24 protein-coding genes and 5 pseudogenes are annotated in these 24,586 nt (G+C 70.2%); 15 read left to right on the top strand and 14 right to left on the bottom strand.

Going from position 1 to position 24,586, the window contains the following annotated elements; translation table 11 throughout:
• A pseudogene (locus BLU79_RS47100) lies at window positions 1-305 on the top strand (hypothetical protein); the annotation flags it as partial.
• Window positions 306-318: 13 nt separating this feature from the next.
• Here the strand turns inward: BLU79_RS47100 and BLU79_RS47095 are convergent.
• Window positions 319-679: pseudogene (locus tag BLU79_RS47095) on the bottom strand (hypothetical protein); the annotation flags it as partial.
• A 168-nt stretch (window positions 680-847) separates the two neighbouring features.
• On the opposite strand from BLU79_RS47095, the gene BLU79_RS47090 reads away from it, so the two are divergent.
• The 3 genes and pseudogenes from BLU79_RS47090 to BLU79_RS50235 all read left to right on the top strand — a co-directional run.
• On the top strand, window positions 848-3,499 hold the full coding sequence (locus tag BLU79_RS47090; RefSeq protein WP_093912212.1) for an RICIN domain-containing protein: 2,652 nt from the start codon (window positions 848-850) through the stop codon (window positions 3,497-3,499).
• Between the two features lie 439 nt (window positions 3,500-3,938).
• Window positions 3,939-4,064 (top strand): hypothetical protein, encoded by a 126-nt coding sequence (locus tag BLU79_RS49730; RefSeq protein ID WP_256333774.1) that lies wholly within the window; start codon window positions 3,939-3,941, stop codon window positions 4,062-4,064.
• Between the two features lie 4 nt (window positions 4,065-4,068).
• Window positions 4,069-4,272: pseudogene (locus BLU79_RS50235) on the top strand (DNA-binding response regulator); the annotation flags it as partial.
• 11 nt (window positions 4,273-4,283) lie between these two features.
• On the opposite strand, the gene BLU79_RS47080 reads toward BLU79_RS50235, so the two are convergent.
• From BLU79_RS47080 to BLU79_RS47055, 6 genes are all read right to left on the bottom strand, one after another.
• On the bottom strand, window positions 4,284-4,925 hold the full coding sequence (locus tag BLU79_RS47080) for a Rid family hydrolase (protein WP_093912211.1): 642 nt from the start codon (window positions 4,923-4,925) through the stop codon (window positions 4,284-4,286).
• Window positions 4,922-6,523 (bottom strand): flavin monoamine oxidase family protein, encoded by a 1,602-nt coding sequence (locus tag BLU79_RS47075; protein ID WP_093912210.1) that lies wholly within the window; start codon window positions 6,521-6,523, stop codon window positions 4,922-4,924. The genes BLU79_RS47080 and BLU79_RS47075 overlap by 4 nt, the downstream gene beginning before the upstream one ends.
• 862 nt (window positions 6,524-7,385) lie before the next feature.
• The gene (locus BLU79_RS47070; RefSeq protein WP_256333773.1) at window positions 7,386-8,567 is read right to left on the bottom strand and encodes an NAD(P)/FAD-dependent oxidoreductase; all 1,182 of its coding nucleotides are present in this window, start codon (window positions 8,565-8,567) and stop codon (window positions 7,386-7,388) included.
• Window positions 8,568-8,639: 72 nt separating this feature from the next.
• Window positions 8,640-8,999 carry a thioredoxin gene (gene trxA / locus BLU79_RS47065; protein ID WP_093912209.1) on the bottom strand — a complete coding sequence of 120 codons (360 nt, stop codon included), beginning with the start codon at window positions 8,997-8,999 and terminating at the stop codon, window positions 8,640-8,642.
• A gap of 21 nt (window positions 9,000-9,020) precedes the next feature.
• Window positions 9,021-10,010 carry a thioredoxin-disulfide reductase gene (trxB, locus tag BLU79_RS47060; RefSeq protein ID WP_093912208.1) on the bottom strand — a complete coding sequence of 330 codons (990 nt, stop codon included), beginning with the start codon at window positions 10,008-10,010 and terminating at the stop codon, window positions 9,021-9,023.
• A complete protein-coding gene (locus BLU79_RS47055; protein ID WP_093912207.1) occupies window positions 10,007-10,420 on the bottom strand; it encodes an arsenate reductase ArsC in 414 nt (137 codons plus the stop codon). Before BLU79_RS47055 ends, trxB begins: the two co-directional genes overlap by 4 nt.
• A 102-nt stretch (window positions 10,421-10,522) precedes the next feature.
• Here BLU79_RS47055 and BLU79_RS47050 point away from each other — a divergent pair, with 102 nt between their 5' ends.
• From BLU79_RS47050 to BLU79_RS47020, 7 genes are all read left to right on the top strand, one after another.
• Entirely contained in the window at window positions 10,523-10,831 is a 309-nt protein-coding gene (locus BLU79_RS47050) for an ArsR/SmtB family transcription factor (protein ID WP_093912206.1), read from the top strand.
• Between the two features lie 36 nt (window positions 10,832-10,867).
• On the top strand, window positions 10,868-11,638 hold the full coding sequence (locus BLU79_RS47045) for an aquaporin (RefSeq protein WP_093912205.1): 771 nt from the start codon (window positions 10,868-10,870) through the stop codon (window positions 11,636-11,638).
• Complete coding sequence (locus BLU79_RS47040; RefSeq protein ID WP_093912204.1) at window positions 11,635-12,702, top strand: ArsO family NAD(P)H-dependent flavin-containing monooxygenase; 1,068 nt, start codon at window positions 11,635-11,637, stop codon at window positions 12,700-12,702. The genes BLU79_RS47045 and BLU79_RS47040 overlap by 4 nt, the downstream gene beginning before the upstream one ends.
• Before the next feature lie 112 nt (window positions 12,703-12,814).
• Window positions 12,815-13,375, top strand: a complete 561-nt coding sequence (locus BLU79_RS47035; protein ID WP_093912203.1) for a DinB family protein — start codon at window positions 12,815-12,817, stop codon at window positions 13,373-13,375.
• Between the two features lie 43 nt (window positions 13,376-13,418).
• Entirely contained in the window at window positions 13,419-13,754 is a 336-nt protein-coding gene (locus tag BLU79_RS47030; protein ID WP_093912202.1) for an ArsR/SmtB family transcription factor, read from the top strand.
• Window positions 13,754-14,461 carry a cation efflux transmembrane domain-containing protein gene (locus BLU79_RS47025; protein WP_093912201.1) on the top strand — a complete coding sequence of 236 codons (708 nt, stop codon included), beginning with the start codon at window positions 13,754-13,756 and terminating at the stop codon, window positions 14,459-14,461. The genes BLU79_RS47030 and BLU79_RS47025 overlap by 1 nt, the downstream gene beginning before the upstream one ends.
• 164 nt (window positions 14,462-14,625) lie before the next feature.
• A complete protein-coding gene (locus BLU79_RS47020; RefSeq protein ID WP_093912200.1) occupies window positions 14,626-15,288 on the top strand; it encodes a class I SAM-dependent methyltransferase in 663 nt (220 codons plus the stop codon).
• A gap of 69 nt (window positions 15,289-15,357) precedes the next feature.
• On the opposite strand, the gene BLU79_RS47015 is transcribed toward BLU79_RS47020, so the two are convergent.
• Window positions 15,358-15,735: an ArsR/SmtB family transcription factor gene (locus BLU79_RS47015; protein ID WP_093912199.1), complete on the bottom strand. Its 378-nt coding sequence runs from the start codon at window positions 15,733-15,735 to the stop codon at window positions 15,358-15,360.
• A 253-nt stretch (window positions 15,736-15,988) separates the two neighbouring features.
• Here BLU79_RS47015 and BLU79_RS47010 point away from each other — a divergent pair, with 253 nt between their 5' ends.
• A complete protein-coding gene (locus BLU79_RS47010) occupies window positions 15,989-17,368 on the top strand; it encodes an FAD-dependent oxidoreductase (protein ID WP_371132096.1) in 1,380 nt (459 codons plus the stop codon).
• A gap of 28 nt (window positions 17,369-17,396) precedes the next feature.
• A complete protein-coding gene (locus BLU79_RS47005) occupies window positions 17,397-17,855 on the top strand; it encodes an ArsI/CadI family heavy metal resistance metalloenzyme (RefSeq protein WP_093912198.1) in 459 nt (152 codons plus the stop codon).
• 57 nt (window positions 17,856-17,912) lie between these two features.
• On the opposite strand, the gene BLU79_RS47000 is transcribed toward BLU79_RS47005, so the two are convergent.
• Together BLU79_RS47000 and BLU79_RS49720 are read right to left on the bottom strand one after the other, a co-directional pair.
• The gene (locus tag BLU79_RS47000; protein ID WP_371132095.1) at window positions 17,913-18,395 is read right to left on the bottom strand and encodes a CdaR family protein; all 483 of its coding nucleotides are present in this window, start codon (window positions 18,393-18,395) and stop codon (window positions 17,913-17,915) included.
• Between the two features lie 208 nt (window positions 18,396-18,603).
• A pseudogene (locus BLU79_RS49720) lies at window positions 18,604-18,735 on the bottom strand (cation:proton antiporter); the annotation flags it as partial.
• 158 nt (window positions 18,736-18,893) lie between these two features.
• On the opposite strand from BLU79_RS49720, the gene BLU79_RS46995 reads away from it, so the two are divergent.
• Both BLU79_RS46995 and BLU79_RS46990 read left to right on the top strand, forming a co-directional pair.
• On the top strand, window positions 18,894-19,403 hold the full coding sequence (locus BLU79_RS46995) for a hypothetical protein (RefSeq protein ID WP_093912197.1): 510 nt from the start codon (window positions 18,894-18,896) through the stop codon (window positions 19,401-19,403).
• Window positions 19,404-19,463: 60 nt separating this feature from the next.
• Window positions 19,464-20,987: an SPFH domain-containing protein gene (locus BLU79_RS46990; protein WP_093912196.1), complete on the top strand. Its 1,524-nt coding sequence runs from the start codon at window positions 19,464-19,466 to the stop codon at window positions 20,985-20,987.
• A 60-nt stretch (window positions 20,988-21,047) separates the two neighbouring features.
• On the opposite strand, the gene BLU79_RS46985 is transcribed toward BLU79_RS46990, so the two are convergent.
• The 4 genes and pseudogenes from BLU79_RS46985 to BLU79_RS49715 form a co-directional block, all read right to left on the bottom strand.
• Window positions 21,048-22,121 (bottom strand): PucR family transcriptional regulator, encoded by a 1,074-nt coding sequence (locus BLU79_RS46985; protein WP_093912195.1) that lies wholly within the window; start codon window positions 22,119-22,121, stop codon window positions 21,048-21,050.
• Window positions 22,122-22,303: 182 nt separating this feature from the next.
• A complete protein-coding gene (locus tag BLU79_RS46980; RefSeq protein WP_093912194.1) occupies window positions 22,304-22,786 on the bottom strand; it encodes an STAS domain-containing protein in 483 nt (160 codons plus the stop codon).
• Entirely contained in the window at window positions 22,783-24,078 is a 1,296-nt protein-coding gene (gene nhaA / locus BLU79_RS46975) for a Na+/H+ antiporter NhaA (RefSeq protein ID WP_256333771.1), read from the bottom strand. Before nhaA ends, BLU79_RS46980 begins: the two co-directional genes overlap by 4 nt.
• 414 nt (window positions 24,079-24,492) lie before the next feature.
• Window positions 24,493-24,586: pseudogene (locus BLU79_RS49715) on the bottom strand (flavodoxin family protein); the annotation flags it as partial.

Raw genomic sequence — 24,586 nt, 5'->3', positions numbered from 1 at the left:
TCGCCCTGCGCGGCGACCGGACCCATCACGGTGTGCGCGCCGTGGTGCGGCTGTTGCTGTCCGAGTGGCCGTTGGTGGTGGCGACGGTGCCGACGGTGGTCCTGCTGCTCGGCGCGGGCTGGGGGTGGTGGCCCTCGGCGGGCATCGAGTACGTGGCCTTCGCCGTGAACGTGGTGCTGCTGTTCGCCTGGGGCCTGCTCGCGGCCCGCGCTGCCGGTCGCACGTGGAGTTCCGCCTTGAAGATCGGCACCGTGGACTCGCTGCTCGGGCTGACGGTCGTGGTGGCCAACGCCCTCATCAAGTAGGGCGGTTGGCCGCATCGGGGAAATCGGCCTTCAGCCGGTTCGTGATCTGCTCCGGACTCCATGCCGTCGACCAGCGGCGGATCCTGCCGGTGAGGTTTGTTCCGGCCCTTCCACGGCGGAATCTGTGGCCCATGGCGAAACCAGCGAGTCCCCACGGCCGGCGAGATCTCGATCCCAGCCGCCGCGTCCTTCGAACTCAGCCCCCGCGCGATCGCCTGCCAGAACCGGAACCAGAACCAGAACCGGACGCGGTCCTCACGCCACGCGACCGTCGGCCGGCCTGGCGAGGGAATCCGCCCGCGATACAACCGAACAACGCCTGCTGCCGCTTCCCCGCACCCACCAGCAACACTCCGACCAGGCACCAACGCCATCGTGGACGCTGATCAACGTGCACCTCACCACGAGGTGACCCGAAAAAGGTCCCGGCTCAAGGCAACCCTGCGAGGAGTCTGTGACGACAAGGGAGCGGATCCGGCCAGTTCCGGCGGCCGTGATCCAGCTTTCCTCCGGTGACAGCATGCAAGGAGAACCTCACCCCCATGGACAACCCCACGAACGGCGGGCGCCGCGGGCGTCACCGCCGTCGCTGGACCGCCACCGGTCTGCTGCTCGGCGTGCCCGCCCTCGTCGTGCCGTACTTCCTGTTCGCGCAGGAGGACTCGCAGGCCGCGACGGTCGACGGCGATGCCTACTACCGGCTGGTTTCCATGCGCAGCGGCAAGGTGCTGGACGTCAACGGCTTCTCCACCGCCGACGGCACCCGGATCCAGCAGTGGACCGACCAGAACACCGCCAACCAGCAGTGGAAGCTGAAGCCCACCGGGGACGGCTACTACGAGCTGGTGAACCGCAACAGCGGCAAGGTGCTGGGCATAGCGGGCAACTCGACCGCCCAGGGGGCCGCCGCTGAGCAGCAGACCGACAGTGCCTCCGCCTCCCAGGAGTGGCGGATCGACGAGGTGAGCGGTTCGGGCGCCGTCACCTTCACCTCCCGCAAGAGCGGCCAGGTCCTGGACGTCTCCGGAGGCTCCACGGCCCAGGGCGCGGCCGTCATCCAGTATCCCGGCCACGGCAGCGCCAACCAGCAGTGGAAGCTGGTGAAGATGGCCGAGACCCCGGCGGCCGGGACCGGCGGGGCGCAGACCACGGCCGCGTCCGGACCGTACAGGTGGAAGAACGCCCAGGTGGTGGGCGGCGGTTACGTCACCGGCCTGGTGTTCAACCAGCGCGAGAAGGGCCTGCTGTACGCGCGTACCGACATGGGTGGCGCCTACCGCTGGGACACCGGGGCCGAGCAGTGGATCCCGCTGACCGACTGGATCGGTGAGAAGGACTGGAACCTGCTGGGCATCGATTCGGTGGCCACCGACCCCGTCGACCCCAAGCGGCTCTACCTCGCGGCGGGCACCTACACCAACGACTGGGCGGGCAACGGCGCGATCCTGCGCTCCACCGACAAGGGCCGCACCTTCAAGCGCACCGACCTGCCCTTCAAGCTGGGCGGCAACGAGGACGGCCGCGGGGCGGGCGAGCGGCTGGTGGTCGACCCCGCGAACAACGCCAACCTGCTGCTGGGCACCCGCAAGAACGGCCTGTGGCGCAGCACCGACCACGGCGCGACCTGGAAGCAGGTCTCCTCGTTCCCCGTCAAGGACGGGGCGAGCAGCGGCGGGGGCATCGCCTTCGTGACGTACGGCAAGGCCGGCAGCAAGACCATCTACGTCGGTGTCGGCGACAGGTCCACCTCCCTGTACCGCTCCACCGACGGCGGCGGCACCTGGCAGGCCGTTGCCGGGCAGCCCACCGGCCAGCTGCCGCAGCACGGCGTGCTCTCCGGTGACGGCTCGCTGTACCTGACGTACACCGACAACCTCGGACCCAACGGCGTGACGGCGGGTTCGGTGTGGAAGTACACGCCGGGCAGCGGGGCGTGGAAGAACGTCTCCCCGTCCCAGGGCAGTTACGGGTTCTCCGGTCTGGCCGTCGACACGCGCAAGCCGTCCACGGTGATGGTCACCACCCTCGGCCGCTGGTGGCCCGAGGACGAGATCTACCGGAGCACCGACGGCGGTACGACCTGGAAGGCACTGGCCGACAAGTCGGTGCGCAACGCCTCCGCCGCTCCTTACGTCGGTACCCACACCGGGCACTGGATGACCGCCCTGGCCATCGATCCCTTCAACTCCGGGCACGTGCTGTACGGCACCGGCAACGGCATCCTGCGCAGCAAGGACGCCCATGCCTCCGACAGCGGCGGCACCAGCCACTGGAGCATGGGCGCCCGAGGGCTGGAGGAGACCGCACTGATGGACGCGATCGCCCCTCCCGGCGGCGCCACCGTCATCACCTCCATGGGCGACCAGGGCGGCTTCCGGCACGACTCCCTGACCAAGGTGCCCTCCGGGCGGCTGAAGAACCCGATGATGACCAACAGCACCGATATCGACTTCGCCCAGTCCAAGCCCGCGCTGATGGTCCGCGTCGGCCGTGGCGGCGAGCAGGACGGCGCCTACTCCACCGACGGCGGCACCAGCTGGAACGGCTTCAAGTCGGAGCCGGTGGCCAGTGCCCAGGACGGCCGTGTCGCGCTCGCGGCGGACGGCTCCACCATCGTCTGGACCCAGGCCGGCCAGGCCCCGTACCGCTCGACCGACAACGGGTCGAGCTGGTCGAGGGTCAACGGCCTGGGCACCGACGCCGTGGTCGTCGCCGACCGCTCCTCGGCCAGAACCTTCTACTCCCTGTCCGGCGGCACGCTCTACGCCAGCACCGACGGCGGCGCGACCTTCACCGCCCGGGCCGGCAACCTGCCCTCCGGCCGGCTCACGGCCGTTCCGGGCATCGCCGGGGACCTGTGGATCTCCGGCTACGGCAAGGGGCTGCTGCACTCCACCGACGGCGGCCGCACCTTCACCACGCTCAAGACGGTGCAGTCCGCCTCCGCCCTCGGCTTCGGCAAGGCCAAGCCGGGCACCAACTACCAGGCCCTGTACCTGATCGGCACCGTCAAGGACGTCACCGGAGTCTTCCGCTCCACCGACAAGGGCGCCACCTGGCTCCGCGTCAACGACAAGGCCCACCAGTGGGGCGCCATCGGCGGCACCGGCGTCATCACCGGCGACCCCGACACCTACGGCCGCGTCTACGTCGGCACCAACGGACGCGGCCTCCAGTACGGCGACCCGTCCTGACCCCAACGCCCGAGCGGGGCCGCAGCCACAGCGGCCTGCGGCCCCGCCAAGGCAGAGGGAAATCGCGCCGTAGACCCCTGCCTCGACGCCCTACTGCTCCGTGCCCTTGGCGTGCCGTTGGCGTGCCCTTGAGAGCGGTCAACCACGGTCAACAGGGGTGTGATACGACCGGAACAACCATGTCGACACAGCGCATCTCCGCAGGTCAGAGGTAGATGGTCCAGTCAAGCGCCGTCGCTTCCCAAGCTGAGAGCGCGAGTTCGATTCTCGTGACCCGCTCCACAATGAAACCCCAGGTCGACAACCTGGGGTTTGTTGTTGGGCGAACCGAGGGATGATCGGCATCTGCAGGAAACCGATGAACTGGTCGGAATCACAGACTGGGTATACCCAGACCTGGCCTCAACTGAGCTGGTCGACGTGGGGCAGTGCCACGACGGTGAACATCATCGGGCCGCACGACCCCTCGCCGGCGTCCTCCCTCACCGAACTGCTCGGGCGGCGGGTGAGCGAGACACGGGTCGCGCTGCACGACGCCCCCTTGGCCGAGCCACCCACCATGTGACCGCGGAGCAGCCGGCTTCCTCATCAAGTCCGGCGAACCCGAGGAACTGATCGCCGGCGTGCGAGCCGTGGCAGACGGGGCGGCCTATCTGTCACCGAAGGTCGCGGCCCGGATGATCGCCTCCCCCTCACGGCACCACGGCGCCGAGAGCCTGACGGGGCGGAGCCCGGTTTCACGGGCCCCGCCTCGCACTGCGGTTGCCTGCCTGAACCGGGCTGATCAGCGCTTCCGGTAGACCGCCGTCACCTCGACCTCGACCAGCCACCCCGGCACCGCCAGTGAGGCGACCTCCATCGTCGCCCGCGCCGGGCGGGACTTGCTGGCGAGCAGCGGCGGCTTGGGGGCCGAGGTACCCATGGGCACCGGCACGACCTCCAGCGACTCGAGGTCGACGTTCGCGAAGTACTGCCGGTACGCGCGGTTCCAGCCCGCGTAGTCGGCGACGGTGGCGCCCGGCGGCTTCATCAGGTAGCACTTCATCGTGATGACATCGGCCGGTGTCACACCCGCAGCCTCGAGGTTGGCCTTGATGTTGCGCAGCACGACGAGCGCCTGCGCCTCGGTGACCGTGACACCCTCGGCCCCCTCGGTGAGGGAGGGGTCGGTGTAGCGCTCGGGCGTGCCCGCCGGAGCGCTGGGGTTGAGCGGGGACGGCCCGAGCCCACTGCTCTGGTAGACGGCCACTTCCCCGCCGGTCGCCACGCCGCCCGCGATGGCGGGGTTGGACTGGCCTTCGGGCAGCATGACCCGCACTTCCTTCGGGCTGGGCCACCAGCCCCGGGCGTCGGCCAGCGCGGTACCACCCGCGAGAAACGCGCCGGTCAGGACCGTGGCGGTGAGGACCTTCGAAGGCCGCTTCATCCAGCCATCACCCTCTCGTGGATGTCGGTGACGACCTTGCGGGCCGAGGTGAACGCGCCGTGCTGCCAGGCGATGACGTGGCTGAGCCAGTCGCCGGCGAAGTAGACGTGCCCTGCGGGCTTGTTCAGCAGCGCGTACTCCGGGCCGCTCTGCGACGGCCAGCCCACCCAGCCGCCCTCGATATGGGGCGTGCGGTGCCAGGCCACGCTGAAGGAGTGGTCGAGCTCGGTGCGGTACTTGTCTCCGTGGATCTTCACGCCCTGGCTCACCGCGCGCTCCACCCGCTGGGCGTGCGGCAGGTCGCTGTAGGCGACGGCGTTGGCGCCGAAGTTGTAGTAGCCGATGAGCGTGCCACGGCGGCCCTGGTAGCCGTACGAGGGGTACCAGATGGTGGACAGGTCCATGTCGGTCGGCGTGATGCCGCCGTAGATGTGCTCGTCGGTCTCCCACCAGCGGCTCCGGTACTCGAGCCCGATCTTGCCGACGGGAGTCGCGACGGGGTACTTCAGCGCCGCGGTGATGCCGGCGCCCAGGTTGTGCTTGACCCGGGCCATGACCATGGGCGGGATAGCCGCCACGACGAAGTCGGCCCGCTGGGTGCGGGTGCGGCCCTCGGCGTCCTTGTAGGTGACCTCGGCGCCGTCCTGGAGGTCCTTGACCTCCGTCGCCCTGGCGCCGTAGGTGATCCGGTGCCGGCCGACGGCCTTCGCCAGCGCGTACGGGATCGCGTCCATCCCGCCCACCGGCTGGAACATCAGCATGGCCTGGTCGTAGCCGAACTCGAAGGAGAATCGCTGCCCGACGCCGCTCGCGACGACGTCCGACAGCGAAGGCACCGCGCCGAGCACCGTGCCCTCCTCGAAGGCCGCACCCGGCTCGACCGAGTAACCGCGCCGGTCGCTGCCGGTGTAGGCGAATCCTTCGGCCTTGCCCTTGATGGCGCCGAAGTTTCGCAGGAAGGCGATGAGCCGCTCCTTGTCGGCGGCGGTGAGCTCCGTGTCCAGGGCACCCTGGTCGGTGGCCTTGGCGAGCAGCTCCGAGACATAGCCGTAGACATCGGCCTTCGCCGTGCGCCAGCGGATCGCCTTGCCCGCGAGGGCGGCGCTGTTCTCGTGGTAGATGTACGCGTTGGCGTTCTGGTTGGTGAACACCTGGAGGGGAACGCCGAGTTCGTGGCAGTACTCGAGCGTGACGTGGGACTGCGGCAGCCGGGCCGGGCCCGCGTTCATGTACTGGCCCTTGGAGAACGAACCTGTCTGGGTGCGCCCGTCCAGGTCGGTCAGTGTGGTGCCGTCGCGGACCGTCCAGTTGCGGCCGCCCGGACGGTCCTTCGCCTCCAGAATCCGGCAGTCGTAGCCTGCTTTGCCCAGTTCGTACGCCGTCGCCAGGCCCGCTATGCCGGCGCCGAGTATGACGACCTTCTTGCCGCTCCGTCCGGTGAGTGCGAAGTCGCCGCTCTGGGGCGCACGGTACTCCTCGGCCCTCGCGTCCGGGACCGGTGCGAGACCCAGGGCCCCCATCGCCGAGTACAGCATTCCGGCGCCGCCCGTGATCCCGACCGATCTCAGGAAGGCACGGCGAGATGCCTCTGCAGCCATTCAATCCTCCTCGCCCGCGGCCGACGGCCGGGGAGGGCCGTGGCGCGTCATTCGGTCAAACCCGGCCCAGTGGGGGGTGAGTTGCGGTTGAGACCGGAGGTGCACCACGAGCGTCCGTCAGCAGTGTTTCAAGGCCATGCCAATGACGTGTCGCACTGTTGCTCTTGGCATCACACCGCCGTCCTGTCCACTTCCCTCGTCGCTCTGCTCGCTCCCGCCAAGGCACATGCCGCCGCTCCCCCGCCGGCAGGTGCTCCCGGCGACCCGATTCCGCTGCCGCTGCCACTGCCGCTGCGAGACGCAACCAGTAGTGGGTATCTGGTTCGGCGGCACGCTGGGACAGCAACCCAAGCCCGAGGGCATGGCAAGGGCGACTCGGTCAGGAGGACTTGCACCACGCGTGGAGGCTGCCGCTTACCGTGACGTCGGAGTTGACGCCTCCCGCGCTGCACGCATGGCCCGGCTGCTGGTGCTGCCCGTGCCCACAGCGTGCCCGTAAGAGCGGACAACCACGGTCAACAGCGGTGCGACCAGGCCGCACGACCGCACCGGCAGGACGACATCCACCCAGGCCGGCAGGCATACGATCGCTTGAGCGCCGTCGCTTCCCAAGCTGAGAGCGCGAGTTCGATTCTCGTCACCCGCTCCATGATGAAACCCCAGGTCAATGGCCTGGGGTTTGTTTGTTGTCTAGACCATTTTGGGGTCTCCGTGCCCTCTGTGTGCCCTAAGTCGAGGTGAAGCGGCCACTTCAGGGGCACTCGCGGGCCACTTTGAACAGCTCGACCCTCAAGCGTCTCAAATGGCGAGACGCATTGCATATGACCTGCGTCGCCGCTGCATGCCTTGTATGCGAAGTCACTTACACAAAGCGGCAGTTCACGATGAGGTGTGCGCGGCCCTTCACCCGCGGCTCCCCCGAACACTGCATGGTCGCCGGGATCCGGCGCGGGGAGGCGCACAGCGGTAGGTCGCGCAGGCCGGTGCGGGCGGCGACGAGGTCGAAGACCTTGACCACCTGGGTGCCGAGACTGCCGGAGAACCAGCGGTGGCCGCCAAGGGCGTTCTCCCCGGCAATCCGGCCCTGCTTGTGAGCGGTCGTGCCCAGCGGCAGCCAGGTCTTGCCGAGCAGGCGGTGGTGGGTGACGGCGCAGTCCCCGGCCGCGTACACGCCGGGCAGCGAGGTGCGCATGTACTCGTCCACCTCGATCGCGCCCATGACGCCGAGCTTCGCTCCCGCGGTGGCGGCGAGGGCGGTTTCGGGGCGCACGCCGACTACGACCAGAACGAGGTCCGCGCCTCGGGTGAAGGTCTTTCCGGCGAGGCCGGTGGCCCGGACCTGGAGCAGATTGCCGGAGGGGTCGCGGGTGATCGCGGTGACCTGGGTGCCGGTGAGGACTTCGACGCCGTGGTGGTCGAGTTCGGCGTGAACCAGGGCGCCGAGTTCCGCATCGACGGTGGGCAGGACTTCGGGGAGGGCTTCGATCTGGGTGACGGTCAGACCGCGGGTGGTGAGGGCCTCGGCCATCTCCAGGCCGATGTAGCCCGCGCCGATCACGATGGCCGACTTGGGGCGGCGGGCGGCGAGGGTCCGCATGATCTGGAAGGTGTCGCCCATGCTGTGCAGCAGCTGGACACCGTCCGTCGGTCCGAGTGCGTCGGGCCCGGTCAGCCCTTCGATGGGCGGGCGGGCACTGACCGCGCCAGTGCCGACGATCAGTGCGTCGTACGGCAGTTGCTCAGTGCCGCCGTCGGCGTCGCGCACCGAAAGCCGCTTGCCGGTCACGTCGATGCCGGTGGCAAGGGTGTCGGTGCGCACCTGCATGCCGGTGGCCTTCAGGTCGGCCAGGGTGCGGTGCGCGCGGTCGTTCCAGTGGCCGACTTCGCCGGAAACGTAGTACGGGATGCCGCAGATGGAGAAGTTCGGGTAGGCGTCGGCCACCACGACGGTGACCTCGCTGTCCGGATCCAGCTCGCGGGCGCGCAGGGCCGCGCTGATGCCGGCGTCGCTGCCGCCGACGGCGACGATGCGTCTGCTGGCCACCAGGTACCTCCGTCGGAAGTCCGAGAAAGGGGGCTCGGCGGGGCGCTGCGGGCGCCCCGCCGGCGTCGCGTGTCAGGCGAGGTGGTCGGCGAGGTCGCGTTCCAGGGCGGCCTTCGGCTTGGCGCCGACGATGGTCTGCACGACCTCGCCGCCCTGGTGGAGGTTCATCGTCGGGATGGACATCACGCCGATGGGGGTCCCCCCGCTCGAGCGAAGCCGAGAGTGGGGGAGGGCGGCGATGGCCGGGTTCTCGTCGATGTTGAGCTTGACGATCTCGATCTTGTCGCCATGCTCGGCGGCGATCGCCTCCAGTGAGGGGGCGATCTGCCGGCAGGGGCCGCACCAGGCGGCCCAGAAGTCGACCAGGACCGGCTTGTCGTTGTTCAGGACGTCCTGTTCGAAGGAGTCCTCGGTGACGTCTTTGAGGGCCACGATGCTGCTCCGGAAGGTTGGTCAGACGGTGGCCACAGCTGGTTCGCCCGCGGTGTCGGCGTCGCTGAGCGCGGCGAGGTACCGCTCGGCGTCCAAGGCCGCTGCACAACCGGAGCCCGCGGCGGTGATCGCCTGCCGGTAGGTGTGGTCGACGACATCACCAGCGCCGAAGACGCCGGTGATGTTCGTGCGGGTGGAGGGCGAGGCGACCTTGAGGTAGCCCTCGTCGTCCAGGTCCAGCTGGCCGGTGACCAGGTCGGTGCGCGGGTCGTGGCCGATGGCGACGAACAGCCCGGTGGCCGCTAGGTGGGAGGTCTCGCCGGTGACGGTGTCGCGCAGGGTGAGCCCGGCGAGCTTGCCGCCGTCCTCGTGGATCTCGGCGACCTCGCGGTTGAAGGCGAAGGAGATCTTCGGGTCGGCGAAGGCGCGGTCCTGCATGGTCTTGGAGGCGCGCAGGGTGTCGCGGCGGTGGACGATGGTCACGGAGCGGGCGAAGCGAGAGAGGAAGGTGGCTTCCTCCATCGCGGTGTCGCCGCCGCCGACGACCACGATGTCGTGCTCGCGGAAGAAGAAGCCGTCGCAGGTCGCGCAGTACGACACCCCGCGGCCCGACAGCGCGTCCTCGCCCGGAAGATTGAGCTTGCGGTGCTGCGAGCCGGTCGCCACGATCACGGCCTTGGCCCGGTGGACCGTACCCGCGCTGTCCGTCACGGTCTTCACCGCACCGGTGAGGTCGACGGCGCCGATGTCGTCGGGGACGAGCTCGGCGCCGAAGCGCTCGGCCTGGGCCCGCATGTTCTCCATCAGCTCCGGGCCCATGATGCCGTCGCGGAAGCCGGGGAAGTTCTCCACCTCGGTCGTCTGCACCAGCGCGCCGCCGGCCGTGACCGCGCCCTCGAAGACCAGCGGCTTCAGGGACGCGCGGGCGGTGTAGAGGGCTGCGGTGTATCCGGCGGGGCCGGAACCGATGACGATAACGTTGCGGACGTCCGCACTCGTGCCCGTGCTCATGCCTGGGACTCCGGCGCGATCTCCTTGATCAGGCCCTCGACCAGCACCTTGATCTCGTCACGGATCGGACGGACCGTTTCGACGCCCTGGCCCGCCGGGTCCTCCAGCTGCCAGTCCAAGTACCGCTTGCCGGGGAAGACCGGGCAGGTGTCGCCACAGCCCATGGTGATGCAGACGTCCGACTCCTTCACCGCGTCCACGGTGAGCATCTTCGGAACCTCGGCGGAGATGTCGATGCCGACCTCTGCCATGGCCTCGACGGCGGCCGGGTTGACGCCCGCGCCCGGGTTGGAGCCGGCGGAGCGGACCTCGACGCGGTCCCCGGCCAGGTGGGTCAGCCACGCGGCGGCCATCTGGGAGCGGCCGGCGTTGTGGACACAGACGAAGAGCACGGAGGGCTTGTCGGACATCAGAGGTCTCTCTTGATCTCGCGCCTGCACGGCGACAGAAGAGGGCACACACGCATCAGCACCCAGTGGTGTCAGCCACCACTGATGTGACAGTATCAGTGCATGATGACGTCAGTCGACACTGATCTGATCCGGGTTCTGGCCGACCCGCTCAGGCTCCAGATCGTGACCCTCCTCGCCCAAGAGACGCTGTGCACCACCCACCTCGTGGAGGAGACCGGTGCCAAGCAGACCAACCTCTCCAACCACCTGAGAGTGCTGCGCGAGGCCGGGATCGTGGAGACGGAGCCGTGCGGGCGGTTCACCTACTACAAGCTCCGTGCGGACGTCATCGCAGCACTCGCCGGCCAGTTCGCCGACCTGGCCGAGTCCGCCCGCACCGCCGCCGGCAACAAGCGGTCCTGCCCCTGATCCCTCGCCGTCCGGCGACTGCACCAAGGAGTCCTGTTGACCGCCACGCACGAGTCAGCCGCCGAGTCGGCCATACCTGCCGCCGAGCCGCAGCCCGCCCCGGGCGCCACCCCGCCACGCAGGCCGCTGGCCGCCCGGGCCGCCGCCGAACTCGTCGGCACCGCAGCCCTCGTCGCGGTCGTCATCGGCTCCGGCATCCAGGCCACCGAGCTGACCAAGGACGTCGGCGTGCAGCTGCTGGCCAACTCCCTGGCCACGGTCTTCGGCCTCGGCGTCCTGATCCTCCTGCTCGGCCCGGTCTCCGGCGCGCACTTCAACCCGGTGGTCACTCTGGCCGAATGGTGGACGGGCCGGCGCGGTGGGGCGGGGGTGACGATCCGCGAGGCGGCCGTGTACGTGCCGGCGCAGATCGTGGGTGCGATCGCGGGCGCGGTCCTGGCGGACGCGATGTTCGCCAAGCCGCTCGTGGAGTGGTCCACGCACGACCGGTCCGCCGGGCACCTGCTGCTGGGCGAGGTCGTCGCGACCGCCGGTCTGATCCTGCTGATCTTCGGCCTGGCCCGCACCGACCAGCTGCGCTTCGCCCCCGTGGCCGTCGCCTCCTACATCGGCGCCGCGTACTGGTTCACCTCCTCTACCTCCTTCGCGAACCCGGCGGTGACCATAGGCCGCACCTTCAGTGACACGTTCGCGGGCATCGCCCCCGGCTCCCTCGCAGGGTTCATCGGCATGCAGCTGATCGGTGGCGTGGTCGGGCTGGCGCTGGTGGCCCTCATCTTCACGCCCGGGCGGGACACCGCCGAGTGACGCGCACGTCCCAGGTGGTGGTGATCGGCGGCGGCCAGTCCGGGCTCGCCGCCGGATACCACCTGCGCCGCCTGGGCCTGGACTTCGTCGTCCTCGACGCCCAGACCACCGCGGGTGGGGCCTGGCAGTACACCTGGGACTCCCTGCACCTGTTCTCACCCGCCGCCTACTCCTCACTGCCCGGACGGCTCATGCCGCCGCAGGCTGGTGAGGGGTACCCGGATGCTTCCCACGTCGTGTCGTACCTGCGCGACTACGAGAAGCGATACGAACTACCCGTCCACCGACCGGTGCGCGTGCAGGGGGTACACCGGGACGGTGAACTCCTGCGAGTGGAGACCGACTCAGGCCCCTGGCGCGCTCGCGCCGTGATCAGTGCGACCGGCACGTGGTGGCGCCCCTTCCTGCCCGCCGTCCCCGGCCTCGGGGGCTTCGGCGGCCGTCAGCTGCACACCGTCGAGTACCGCAGCCCGCAGGACTTCGGCGGCCGCCGGGTGATCGTGGTGGGAGGCGGCAACTCCGGCGCCCAGATCGCCGCCGACCTCGCCTACGACACCCAGCTGACCTGGGTCACCCAGCGCCCGCCCCGCTATCTGGCCGACGACATCGACGGCCGCGCCCTCTTCGACGCGGCCACCGCCCGCCGCCGCGCCCTCGACGCTGGACGCACCGACACCGGCGGCGTCGCCTCCCTCGGCGACATCGTCGCCGTCCCGCCGGTCCGGGAGGCCCGCGACCGGGGCCTGCTCACGGCGAGCCCGATGTTCACCCGCCTTGTCCCCGGCGGCGTCGAATGGGCCGACTGCACCCGTGCCCAAGCCGACACGATCATCTGGTGCACCGGCTTCCGCCCCGCCCTCTCCCACCTCGCCCCGCTCCAACTCCGCGGCCGACGTGGTCACATCGCCACCACCGGCACCCGTGCGGTGGACGAGCCACGCCTGCATCTGCTCGGCTACGGCGACTGGACCGGCCCCGCCTCCGCCACCCTCATCGGCGTCGGCCGCCCCGCCCGTGACGCGGCCCGGGAGATCAGCGCGCTGCTGGCGGCCGGAACGACGTAGCCGGCCGCCCGGGCGGTGCGTGCCGACGCTCGACGAGGGCTGTGAGGCGTCACATGCTGGGCACCAGGGGCCGAGCGCAGCATCTTCGGCTGCACTGAGAGCGGAGGGCGTCATGGCGGAGTCTGCGGTGGATCGCCAGGTGATCCACGACGAGTTGGAGCAGGCCCGCGCGACCTTCAACCGACTCCTCGGCGGCGCCACCGACGCCGACCTGCGTCGGGGTACAGAGGGCACCCGGTGGACCAACGGGCAACTGCTGTTCCACATGCTGTTCGGCTACATCCTGATCCGGCCGCTGCTGACGCTGCTGCGGGTGTTCGGGCGCCTGCCGCCCGGTGCCGGCCGGGCTTTCGCCCGGATCCTGAACGCCGGGACGAAACCGTTCGACGTCGTCAACTACCTGGGCCCGGTCGGCGGCGCCAAGGTTCTGGGCACGCGCCGGATGGGGACGGCGTTCGACCGCGTGATCGCCTGGCTGCACGGCCGTCTCGATGCCGAGCAGGAGGCCGACTTCGCGCTCGCCATGCACTATCCGACCCGCTGGGATCCGTTCTTCCGGGACGTCATGACCGTCGCGGATCTCTACCGGTATCCGACCCAGCACTTCGACTTCCACCGCCGGCAACTCACTCTGGGCCCTGCGCGTGAGGGACACCGCCACCCAGGCGAGTAAGTACACAGTTTCCTGAATTCAGGATTTCTTGTACGGTCGAAGGGTGCTGACTGTTGCTTCCGAGGTCGAGGTACTCGCGCGCTTCGGCCGTGCCCTCGCCGATCCGATCCGCTGCCGTCTGCTGCTGGCCCTACGTGAGGCTCCGGCGCATCCGTCCGACCTGGCCGAGCGGCTGGACATCTCGCGCACCCGGCTCTCCAACCACCTGGCGTGCCTGCGCGACTGCGGTCTGGTCATCGGGGTTCCCGTCGGGCGGCGTACCCGCTACGAACTCGCCGACCCGCGCCTGGCGCACGCCCTGGACGACCTGCGCACCGCCGTCGTCGCGGTCGAGACGGACCGCACCTGCACCGAGGCCGACGAGAAGGAGTGCTGCTGATGACCGCGCTCCCCCTGGGGCCCGCGCCGGTCCGGCGCGACCAACTCACCCGCCGCATACGCCTCCTGGCCACGGCGACGATCACGTACAACGTGGTCGAAGCGATCGTGGCGATCACCGCGGGCACACTGGCGTCCTCCACGGCACTGATCGGCTTCGGTCTCGACTCCGTCATCGAGGTCTCCTCGGCGGCGGCCGTGGCCTGGCAGTTCTCCGCGGCCGACCATGCCGTGCGGGAGGCCCGGGAGAAGACCACGCTGCGGATCATCGCGGTCTCGTTCTTCGCGCTCGCCGCCTATGTCACCGCTGATGCCGTACGCACCCTGGCCGGTACCGGTGAGGCCGACCGCTCGATCCCCGGCATCGTGCTCGCCGCGCTCTCCCTGCTGGTCATGCCGTTCTTGTCTGCCGCCCAGCGCCGCGCCGGACGGGAGCTCGGCTCGCTGTCCGCCGTCGCGGACTCACGGCAGACGCTGCTGTGCACGTACCTGTCCGCCGTCCTCCTGGCGGGCCTGGTCCTCAACGCCACCCTCGGATGGCCCTGGGCCGACCCCGTCGCGGCCCTGGTCATCGCCGTTATCGCCGTCAAGGAGGGCCGTGACGCCTGGCAGGGCAAGGGATGCTGCGCCGCGCCCACTTCAGCAACAGCGCCCTCCGTCGCCGAGGCGGACGGTTGCGGCTGCCGTGCGGGCTGCGACTGCTGCTGAACCCTGCATGGCCACCGCCGACGGAAAGTCGCCTGCCAGCCCCCTGGCACTTGGCCACTGCTACCCATACCGCCTCCGTCCTGCAGCGCAGACACCTCCCCGTGAAAGGATCAGCCGGGACAGACCGCCCGCGGGCGGGAGACGCACCGGCGCCCGGAGACCCGATGCACCAGCACCACGGCGATCTCGCCGCCACCCAGCAGGAGCACTGGCAGCAGACCTACGCCGCTCACCCCGGGATGTACGGTGCGGCGCCCTCCAGCCCCGCGGCATACGCCGCCACCGCCTTCCGCACGGCCGGGGCCGAGGTCGTGCTGGAGCTGGGCGCCGGACACGGCCGTGACGCCCTGCACTTCGCCCGCGAGGGCTTCCGCGTCCATGCCACCGACTTCAGCCCGGTCGGCCTGCGCCAGCTCGTCGAAGCCGCCCGCGCCGAGCAACTCGCCGAGCGGATCAGCACCACGGTGCACGACGTCCGCACCCCACTGCCGCTACCCGACGCCTCCGTCGACGCGGTCTTCGCACACATGCTGCTGTGCATGGCACTGTCCACCAACGAGATCCATGCTCTGGTCGACGAGGTCCGACGGGTACTACGACCCGGCGGGGTGTTCGTCTACACCGTGCGGCACACCGGCGACGCCCACTACGGGGCCGGCGTCGCACACGGCGACGACATCTACGAACACGGCGGCTTCGCCGTCCACTTCTTCCCCCGGCGCCTGGTCGACGCACTCGCCGCAGGGTGGGACCTGACCGAAGTGTTCACGTTCGAAGAAGGTGAGCTGCCGCGCCGCCTGTGGCGCGTGACGCAGATCGCCAACTGAACGGAGCGCCAAGGCAAGGTCAGGTGGACCCGCCCCGTCCGGCCTGCCCGACCCGAAGCGCACGGGTGGTCAGGCTGCGGCCGGCGCCATGGTGAGTAGCTTCCCCATGGCCGCCAGCACGGACGGCTCGACCCGGTAGTAGACCCAGGTGCCGCGCCGCTCAGAGGTGAGCAGTCCGGCCTCCTTGAGCTTCTTCAGGTGATGGGAGACCGTCGGCTGGGAGACCCCGACGTCGGAGATGTCGCACACGCACGCCTCGCCGCCCTCGTGCGAGGCGACCGCGGAGAACAGCCGCAGCCGTACCGGGTCACCCAGCGCCTTGAACATGCGCGCGGCCGTCTCGGCCTCCTCCGCGGTAAACGGGCGCTCGGTCAGCGGCGGGCAGCACGGCGCCACCGCCTCGGACGCCTCGGGTTCCAGCAGCGGCAGCACCTTGGTATTCGACATGCATCTATGTTGACATACGTCGAACCAGTCAGGCCAGGGGCGAACGACTCGGTCGCGAGCAGGGTGCGCCGCCAGGCTTCGCGCGACGCGGACGGCGCCCCGGTCCCCCGTCGTCGATCGCCGCCGCATCGATCTGCTCCCCTATCGATCCGCTGATTCGGTGAATGCCTATGTTGACGCTTGTCGATACAGGTGCCATCCTGGGTCTCGCAAGACATCGACAGCTGTCGAAACAAAGGGGAACACCGTGGCTGTGTCCACCAACAGCGTGCCCACCACCGACCCGCTGCCCGTCGTGGTCATCGGAGCCGGCCCCATCGGCCTGGCCGCCGCCGCCCACCTGGTCGAGCGCGGCCTCGAACCGCTGGTCCTGGAAGCCGGCACCTCCGCCGGCACCGCCGTACGCGACTGGGCGCACGTCCGTCTGTTCTCCCCGTGGGCCGAGGTCACGGACCCCGCCGCCGAGAAGCTCCTCGCCCCCACCGGCTGGGTCCGCTCCGACGGCGCCGCCTACCCGACCGGCGGCGACTGGGCGGAGCACTACCTCCAGCCGCTCGCCGACGTCCTCGGCGACAAGGTCCGCTACGGCGTCACCGTGACCGGTGTGGCCCGCGCGGGACGGGACCGGATCGTCGACGCCGACCGCGACGAGCAGCCCTTCACCGTGCACGTCGAGACGGCCGACGGCCGTGAGGAGCGCCTCACCGCCCGTGCCGTCATCGACGCCTCCGGCACCTGGAGTACCCCCAGCCCGATGGGCACCGACGGCCTGCCCGCCCTGGGCGAGAAGACGGCGGCCGACCGCATCTCCTACCGCGTCCCCGACCTGAAGGACCCGGCCGTCCGGGCCCGGTACGCGGACAAGCGCACCGCCGTCATCGGCTCCGGCGCCTCCGCCTTCACCGCGCTCGCCTACCTCGCCGACCTGGCCAAGGACGAGCCGGGCACCCACGCGGTGTGGATCCTGCGCCGGGGCATCGGCGCGAACACATTCGGCGGCGGCGAGGCCGACCAGCTCCCCGCCCGCGGCGCCCTCGGCCTGCGCGCCAAGGAAGCCGTCGAGGCCGGCCACGCCAGCGCGGTCACCGGCTTCCGCACCCAGGCTGTGGACCGCGAGGGCGACCAGCTCGTCCTCGTCGCCGAGGACGGCCGCCGCCTGGACCCGGTCGACCAGGTCATCGTGCTGACCGGCTTCCGCCCCGACCTGTCCTTCCTCTCCGAGGTCCGCCTCGGCCTTGACGAACGCCTCCAGGCCCCGACCGCCCTCGCCCCGCTCATCGACCCCAACGTGCACTCCTGCGGCACCGTCTACCCACACGGTGTCAACGAGCTCTCCCACCCCGAACAGGGCGTCTACCTGGTCGGCATGAAGTCCTACGGCCGCGCGCCCACGTTCCTGGCCATGACCGGCTACGAGCAGGTCCGCTCCATCACCGCCGCCCTCGCCGGCGACCAGGAAGCCGCCGAGCGCGTCGAGCTGACTCTGCCGGAGACCGGCGTGTGCGGCGGCGCGGGCCTGTACGACGACCCCGAGGCCGCCCAGAGCAACGAGAGCGACGGAGGCTGCTGCGCGGCCCCGGCCACCCTGCAGATCGGCATCGGCGCCCCGGCCACGACAGCTGGCGGCTGCTGAAGCCGCATCCTCACCAAGGAGGTTCGCCATGTCCCGCGTACAACTCGCCCTCCGTGTCCCGGATCTCGACGCCTCGGTCGCCTTCTCCAGCAAGCTGTTCGGCACCGAGCCCGCCAAACTCCGCGACGGCTACGCCAACTTCGCCATCACGGAGCCCCCGCTCAAGCTCGTCCTGATCGAGGGCACCGCGGACGAGGCGACCCGCCTGGACCACCTCGGCGTCGAGGTCGAGACGACCGACGCCGTCCACGCGGCCACCACCCGTCTCGGCGAGGCGGGCCTGGCCACGGCCGAGGAGAACGACACCACCTGCTGCTACGCCCTCCAGGACAAGGTCTGGGTGCACGGCCCCGGCCAGGAAGCCTGGGAGGTCTACGTCGTCAAGGCCGACGCAGACAACCTGACCAAGCAGCAGAACAGCACCTGCTGCGCCACCCCGGCCGACGCCACCGTCAAGGAACCGGCCGTCGCGGGCGGCTGCTGCTGACCCCCGCCGATGACCGAACTCCACGCCCTCGTGGCCGTGACCGGAACGGAGGACCGGTCACGGCCTCGCGTCGCCCTGCCCGCCGTCGGTGGCGGCGTGGGCCTGCTTGGCGAAGTGGGTGAGGACGTCGTCCTGGTCGCCGGGGGCGATGCAGACCATCCGGCCGTCCTTGGTGGTGAACAGTATCCGGCGGTTCTCGAAGCGGCCGAACAGGGCGTCCTCGACCCTGCGGGGGACGGGGTCGGTCTCGTCGTACTTGGCGGGGCCCTCGCCGACGGCCACGGCGTGGACACGGGACAGACGCAGCCCGAACCGTTCGGCACGAGCGGCGAGATGACCAGGGTCGCCTCGGCCGTGGAGCAGATCGACGATGAACTCGCGTCTGGCCGCGTCCTCCTGCCGTATGACGAGACACTGGGCGCGTTCGTATCCGTCGGCGAAGGCGTCCATGGCCTGTGCGATGACGGACAGGACGTCGTCGGGGCTTGCTGTGCGTGGCCAGGCGGCGCGGGCGGTGGCGAGGTGTTCGCCCACCAGCACGCGCCATCCGTGGCCCGATGCAGCAGCCTGCGCGCCCAGTTCGCGGCGCGAGTCGAGTTCGTCGCGAGTAAGGCGGCGGCCGGTGGAGGCGGCATCCGCCAGGATCTCGGCGTACCCCGTCGAGGAACTGGCCGGGTGTGTCGTGTTCTACTCGCTCCGCGTCCACCAGGGCGACCTGTGTCGGGGCGGTGGACCCGCAGGTGAGTCAGCGGGCCAACGGCTCGGTGCAGCGCGCGGTGAGCGGTCCGACGACGAGGATCAGGACGTACGCGGTGGCCAGGGGGACGATGCGCGGTTCGACTCCGACTGTGAGTCCCGGGATGACGATGGTCCTGGCGCCACAACGGCATCCCTACCTCGTCAGGGGTGAGGGCGTCGGCGTACGGCATCAAAGACGCGTAAAGATTGCCGGAATGCGGCAATGAACCCCTCCGCCGCTCCATGTGAGGATCCTGCCAAGCCGGAGACCGGCGACGGGGCGAGAGGGGGACGGTACGCATGGCCTGGTTCCTCGGACTCGGCATCACGGGGGTCGTGCTGCTCGCCTTGTCGCTGGTCTTCGACGGGGTCCTGGAGGGAGCCCTGGACGGGGTCCTGGACGGAGCCCTCGACGGACTGCTGTCGCTGCCGGTCGTTGCCGGCTTCGTGGCGATGAGCGGCTTCGGCGGGGCCATCGCCCTGGGCACCACAGGCATGGGTCCCGCGGCGGCCACCGGTGCCGGCGTGCTTGCCGGACTGGGGACGGCATGGCTGACGTACCGCTTCGGCCGTGTCCTCATGCGCGACCAGACGGCCGTCACGCCGGGCGGCGACGACCTCGTGGGCACCGCAGGAAACGTGGTGACTGCCATCCCCGCTGACGGCTTCGGTGAGGTACTGCTCCAACTCGCGGGTCAGCCCGTGAAGTTCGCGGCCCGCTGTGCCGAGCCGGTGGCGCGGGGCGCCCAGGTGTGGGTGGAGTCGGCGCCGACCGCCACATCGGTCGTGGTCCGCCCGGTGGATCGCTGAGCCGCCTCACCTCATCTGTCTTTTCCTTCTTTTCCTCACGTTTGATTCGGGGGCATTGCCATGAGTCCTGTCGTCGTCGCAGTGATGGGAGTCGTCGTACTCCTCGTGCTGCTGGCACTCGTCGTCATCACTCGCTACAAGGTGGCCGGACCGAGCGAGGCATTCATCGTCACCGGCCGACGCGGCAAGAAGGCCACGGATCCGGAGACCGGGCGGGTCTTCACCGACAATAGCGGCCAGAAGGTCGTGGTCGGTGGCGGTGTCTTCGTCGTGCCGTTCGTGCAGCAGAAGTTCACCCTCGACCTGTCCTCCCGGCACATCCCGGTGGCCGTACGCGGCGCGGTCACCCTGCGCGGCGTGAAGGCGAACCTGGACGGCGTCGCGATCGTCAAGGTGGGCGGCACGGAGGACTCGATCCGCGCCGCCGCGCAGCGTTTCCTGATGCAGCAGGACGGCATCGTCGGGTTCACCCAGGAGGTGCTGTCGGGTGCGCTGCGGGCGATCGTCGGCCGGATGTCGGTGGAGGACGTCATCCGCGACCGGGCGGCGTTCGCGGGGCAGGTGGCGGAGGAGGCGGAGGCGAGCCTGTCCGGGCAGGGTCTGGTCCTGGACGCCTTCCAGATCCAGGACATCACCACCGAGGGCTCCTACCTGGAGGACCTCGGTCGGCCGGAGGCCGCACGCGCCAAGCAGGAGGCCGACATCGCCGAGGCCGTGGCCCGGCGGGCGGCCGAGCAGGCGCGGCTGAAGGCCGAGGAGGAGATCGCGGTCGCGCAGCGGACTTTCTACCTCAAGCAGGCCGAGATCAAGGCCGAGACCGACGAGGCCGCCGCTCGCGCTGCGGCGGCCGGTCCGCTGGCTGAGGCTGCCCGGCAGCAGGACATCCTCGCCGAGCAGGAGAAGGTCGCCGAGCGGCAGGCCGCGCTGACCGACCGCCAGCTCGACACCCAGGTCCGCAAGCCCGCCGACGCCCAGCGCTACGCCGCCGAGCAGGAGGCCGAGGCCAAGCGCGTGGCGCGGGTCAAGCAGGCCGAGGCGGAGAAGTCGGCGGGCATCGCGGCCGCGCAGGCGGAGGCCGAGCGGGCCCGGCTGACCGGTGAGGGTGAGAAGCAGCGCCGTAGCGCACTCGCCGAGGCGGAGGCCGTCGAGGGCCTGAAGCAGGGTGAGGCCGAGCGGTCCCGGCGTGCCGCGATCGCGGAGGCCGTACGGCTGGAGGGTGAGGCCGAGGCGGCGGCGATCGGTGCGAAGGGCGCGGCCGAGGCCGAGGCGATGCGGAAGAAGGCCGACGCGTTCGGGCAGTACGGCGACGCGGCGATCCTGCAGATGCTCGTCGAGGTGCTGCCGCAGGTTGTGGCCAAGGCGTCCGAGCCGCTGAGCGCGGTGGACAAGATGACCGTCATCTCCACCGACGGCGCCGGCCGCCTCCCGCGCGCGGTCGCGGACAACGTCGCCCAGGGCCTGGAACTCCTCAGCTCCACCACGGGCGTCGACCTCGCCGAACTGCTCAAGGGCGTCACGCGGCGTGCCTCGGCGACCGGGGAGCAGCAGGAACAGCTCAATGGGAAGGTCGAGATCACCAGCTGAGGTGCCGGCGAACAGCACGGGTCCGCTCACCGCGCGCACGGTGAGCGGACCTTTGCGTGCTCAGATCTCCCGCGCGGGCCAGTCCAGCAGCCGTGCCCCGATGACCGCGGTCTGGAGGGTGTAGCGGTGCATCGGGTCGGCGGGGTTGACACCGGTCAGCTGGTGAATGCGCTCCAGCCGGTACGTCAGGGCGCGCACGCTGAGCGCCAGACGGCGGGCCGTCTCTGCAGCGGTGCAGCCTGCCTCGAAGTACATCTGGAGGGTGTGCAGCAGGGGCTCGGCCCCGCCGCGGGCGGTCTTCAACGGACCGAGTGCGCTGAGCACAAGGTCGGCCATGGCCTGCCGGTCGCGGGCGAGGACCGGGTAGACCAGCAGGTCGGCGGCGCGCACCACGGGCTCGTCCAGGCCGAGGCGGTCGGCGAGTTCGAGGGTGCCGAGCGCCTCCTCGTAGGAGTGGACCACGCCGCCGGCCCCGGGCTTGGGGCGGCCGATGGCCACCCGGCCGCCATCCGTCGCGGCGTGCGCCTGCTTGGCGAAGTAGGCGAGGACGTCGTCCTCGTCGCCGGGCGCGATGCAGACCAGCTGCCCGTTCTTGGTGGCGAGCAGGACGCGCCGGTCACCGAAGCGAGCTATCACCGAAGCCTCTACCTGGCGGGTTACCGGTGCGGTGTCGTCGTATGCCGCATGCCCCTCGGCCACGGCGACGGCGTGGGCCCGGGACAGTACGAGGCCGAAGCGTTCGGCGCGTTCGGCCAGCCGGCCCAGGTCGCTGCGGCCGTAGAGGAGGTCGTCGATGAACTCCCGCCGCGCGGCCTCCTCTTCGCGCACGGCGAGGCGCTGGGCCCGCTCATACCCTTCGGCGAAGGCGTCGATGGCTTGTTCCACGGCGGCCAGGACGCTGTCGGCCGAACCCGCAGTGCCGGGCCAGGCGGAGCGGGTGGCGCCCAGGTGGCTGAGTACGAGACTGCGCAGGCTGTGCCCGTGCTCCGCCGCCTGCTCGCCAAGGACGCGGCGCGCGTGGAGTTCGTCCCGGGTCAGACGACGCCCGGTGGCGGCGACAGCGGCGAGGATCTCGGCGTAGCCGTCCAAAAACTGCGTCGCCGTGTCCGACTCGCCCACCCCGCCCTCCTCCATGCCGGATGCAGCCTTGACGCTTTCTTGACGCCACCGGCATGCAGACCCTAATGAACTCTGCCGGGAACCGGCAATGCGCAGGTCGGCTCCGGTAATGCATCCTCGGTTGCGGGGAGCACCACGGATGGTTCCGGTGCCGGACACCGGCAGGTGGCCGGTACCGGAACCGAAGGGAACGGCATCTATTCGTCGTGGTACTGCTGGAGTCGGTCGAGGCCGAGGACATGCAGAGTGGCGCGCGCTTGAGGGTTGGCGTTGCGGACGGTGATCTCGGTGCCCTGCTTGTGAGCAATGCGAGCCGCTGCAAAGAACACCGTCGCGCCGTCGTTGGTGAGGAGTTCGACCCTGGACATGTCGATGTCCAGGACTCTTGGCCGGGTAGCAAGGGCGTCCGTCAGCCGTTGCGTCGTCTTGCCCGCGGTAGTCGCAGTGATCTCTCCGCGCAGGTGGACGACGAGCGGCCGCTGCGAGGCTCGCTGAGAGGCAGGGCGCGCTACCGACCAGACGGCCTTCGCGGCGACGCGCAGAGCCGTGGCGGCAGCGATCAGGCACAGGATCTTGGCCCACACCGGCATGAAGTGGATGGCGGCCGCGGTGGCCAGGGCACAAGCAAGCAGCCAAGCTGCTGCGATGAGCAGACGGGCGGGTGGCAGTGGCGGGGTCATGTGCTGCTGCCTTCGGTGCGCTGGTAGATGTCGGGGATGCCGTCGGCGTCCTCGTCGAGGTTTTCCTCCTCGTACAGACGGCGGTAGACGCTGTTCCTGCGGCGCAGCAACAGGGTGGCGAGCACGGCGGCGGTGAGCGACGCGATCAGGACGGCGACCTTGATGTGCTCGCCGACGGCGGTGCCCGGGAAGGCGAGTTCGCCGATGAGCAGGGCGACGGTGAAGCCGATTCCGGCCAGTGTCGCCAGGCCGAAGATGTCGGCCCAGGCCAGGTCCGGGTTGAGTTGGGCGCGGGTGAAGCGTGCGGCGAGGTAGGTACCGGCGAAGATGCCGAGGATCTTGCCCACAACCAGACCGACGATGACTCCGAGGGGTTCGGGCGTGGTGAGTGCCGTGCCCAGCGCGTCTGGGGAGACGCTGACCCCGGCGGCGAACAGCGCGAACAGTGGAACACAGATTCCGGCGGAGACGGGGTGCAGCAGATGCCCGGTGCGTTCCCCGGGGGATTTCTGTTCGCCCCCGTCGCGGGTGGTGCGCAGAATCAGTCCCATGGCGACCCCTGCGACAGTGGCATGGACACCGCCGTTGTACATCAGCGCCCAGACCGTCACACCCAGGGGCACGTACCACCACCAGCCCCGCACGCGCAGGCGCTGCAGGACGTAGAAGACACCCAGTCCCGCGAACGCTCCGGCCAGGGCCCAGTAGTTGAGGTCGGAGGTGAAGAAGACGGCGATGACCAGGATCGCGCCGAGGTCGTCGACGACCGCGAGGGTCAGCAGGAAGGCTCGCAGGGCGGTCGGGAGATGGGTGGAGATGACAGCCAGGACGGCCAGGGCGAAAGCGATGTCGGTGGCCATGGGCACTGCCCAGCCGTCCATGCTGCCCGCCCCGGCCGTGACAGTGACCGCGTACAAGGCGGCGGGTATCACCATGCCGCACAATGCGGCGATGACCGGCAGCACAGCCGTGGCCGGGGTGCGTAGTGAGCCGACCACCAGCTCCCGCTTCAGTTCGATCCCGGCGACCAGGAAGAACACCGTCAGCAGCCCGTCAGAGGTCCAGTGGCCGACCGACAGGTCCAACCCCAGCGTGGGTATCCCGAAGTGGAAGTCGCGGATGGTGAAGTAGGTGTTGCTGAAAGGGGTGTTCGCCCACACGAGCGCCGCTATGGCGGCGACCAGCAGGACCAGGCCGCCCATCGTCTCGGTACGCAGGGCCCTGGCCACAGCCTGCCGTTCGGGCCAGGAAGGAAGACCGAGGAACGGGGTACGGGGCGGGTTGGCGGCCAAGGCGGCGAACCTCCGGGGTGTCGGCAAAGGGCACACGGCCCTACGGACACCGACCAGACTTCCCGGCACACCCCGCGCCATCTTGACGCGTTCTTTACACCCTATCCATGGCCGGACCGTGCTGCCCAGTCGGCCCTGTGCGCGGTGCGTCAGTCAGCGCAACGTCAGGCGCCGTTACGCAGCGCAACGAGAACATCGGTCGCGCCTCCACCGCCTACGCCGGCATCTTCGCCGCCGGCTTGATCGCTTGCGCGTGATCGCCGGCCGCCACCGCCCTGGACCGCTGGTGCCTGGTTGCCTTGACTTGATGGACAGTGCCGTTGCCCGCGGCGCCGCGGAGACCGACGGCTCGACCCGGCAGTACACCATGTCCCCAGCCACTCGGAGGTGAGCAGACCGGCCTCCCTCAGCGTCTCAGCGGTGTTCGGGGTTGGCCGCGTCGGAACGGCAGCCGGCGTCCCACTCGGAGCGCTGGTTGCCGTGGGCGGGGACGCCGCCCGAGCGCTTG

The organism is Streptomyces sp. cf386, assembly GCF_900103585.1.
In the GTDB taxonomy this organism is placed as follows: Bacteria; Actinomycetota; Actinomycetes; order Streptomycetales; family Streptomycetaceae; genus Streptomyces.
This window is presented reverse-complemented; position numbering and strand designations above follow the sequence as displayed.

Excerpts from the sequence above, each read along its gene's own strand:
- BLU79_RS47090 (WP_093912212.1), top strand. The coding sequence starts at position 848 with ATGGACAACCCCACGAACGGCGGGCGCCGCGGGCGTCACCGCCGTCGC.
- BLU79_RS47080 (WP_093912211.1), bottom strand. The coding sequence starts at position 4,925 with ATGAAGCGGCCTTCGAAGGTCCTCACCGCCACGGTCCTGACCGGCGCG.
- BLU79_RS47075 (WP_093912210.1), bottom strand. The coding sequence starts at position 6,523 with ATGGCTGCAGAGGCATCTCGCCGTGCCTTCCTGAGATCGGTCGGGATC.
- trxB (WP_093912208.1), bottom strand. The coding sequence starts at position 10,010 with ATGAGCACGGGCACGAGTGCGGACGTCCGCAACGTTATCGTCATCGGT.
- BLU79_RS47055 (WP_093912207.1), bottom strand. The coding sequence starts at position 10,420 with ATGTCCGACAAGCCCTCCGTGCTCTTCGTCTGTGTCCACAACGCCGGC.
- BLU79_RS47050 (WP_093912206.1), top strand. The coding sequence starts at position 10,523 with ATGATGACGTCAGTCGACACTGATCTGATCCGGGTTCTGGCCGACCCG.
- BLU79_RS47035 (WP_093912203.1), top strand. The coding sequence starts at position 12,815 with ATGGCGGAGTCTGCGGTGGATCGCCAGGTGATCCACGACGAGTTGGAG.
- BLU79_RS47025 (WP_093912201.1), top strand. The coding sequence starts at position 13,754 with ATGACCGCGCTCCCCCTGGGGCCCGCGCCGGTCCGGCGCGACCAACTC.
- BLU79_RS47020 (WP_093912200.1), top strand. The coding sequence starts at position 14,626 with ATGCACCAGCACCACGGCGATCTCGCCGCCACCCAGCAGGAGCACTGG.
- BLU79_RS47015 (WP_093912199.1), bottom strand. The coding sequence starts at position 15,735 with ATGTCGAATACCAAGGTGCTGCCGCTGCTGGAACCCGAGGCGTCCGAG.
- BLU79_RS47005 (WP_093912198.1), top strand. The coding sequence starts at position 17,397 with ATGTCCCGCGTACAACTCGCCCTCCGTGTCCCGGATCTCGACGCCTCG.
- BLU79_RS46995 (WP_093912197.1), top strand. The coding sequence starts at position 18,894 with ATGGCCTGGTTCCTCGGACTCGGCATCACGGGGGTCGTGCTGCTCGCC.
- BLU79_RS46990 (WP_093912196.1), top strand. The coding sequence starts at position 19,464 with ATGAGTCCTGTCGTCGTCGCAGTGATGGGAGTCGTCGTACTCCTCGTG.
- BLU79_RS46985 (WP_093912195.1), bottom strand. The coding sequence starts at position 22,121 with ATGGAGGAGGGCGGGGTGGGCGAGTCGGACACGGCGACGCAGTTTTTG.
- BLU79_RS46980 (WP_093912194.1), bottom strand. The coding sequence starts at position 22,786 with ATGACCCCGCCACTGCCACCCGCCCGTCTGCTCATCGCAGCAGCTTGG.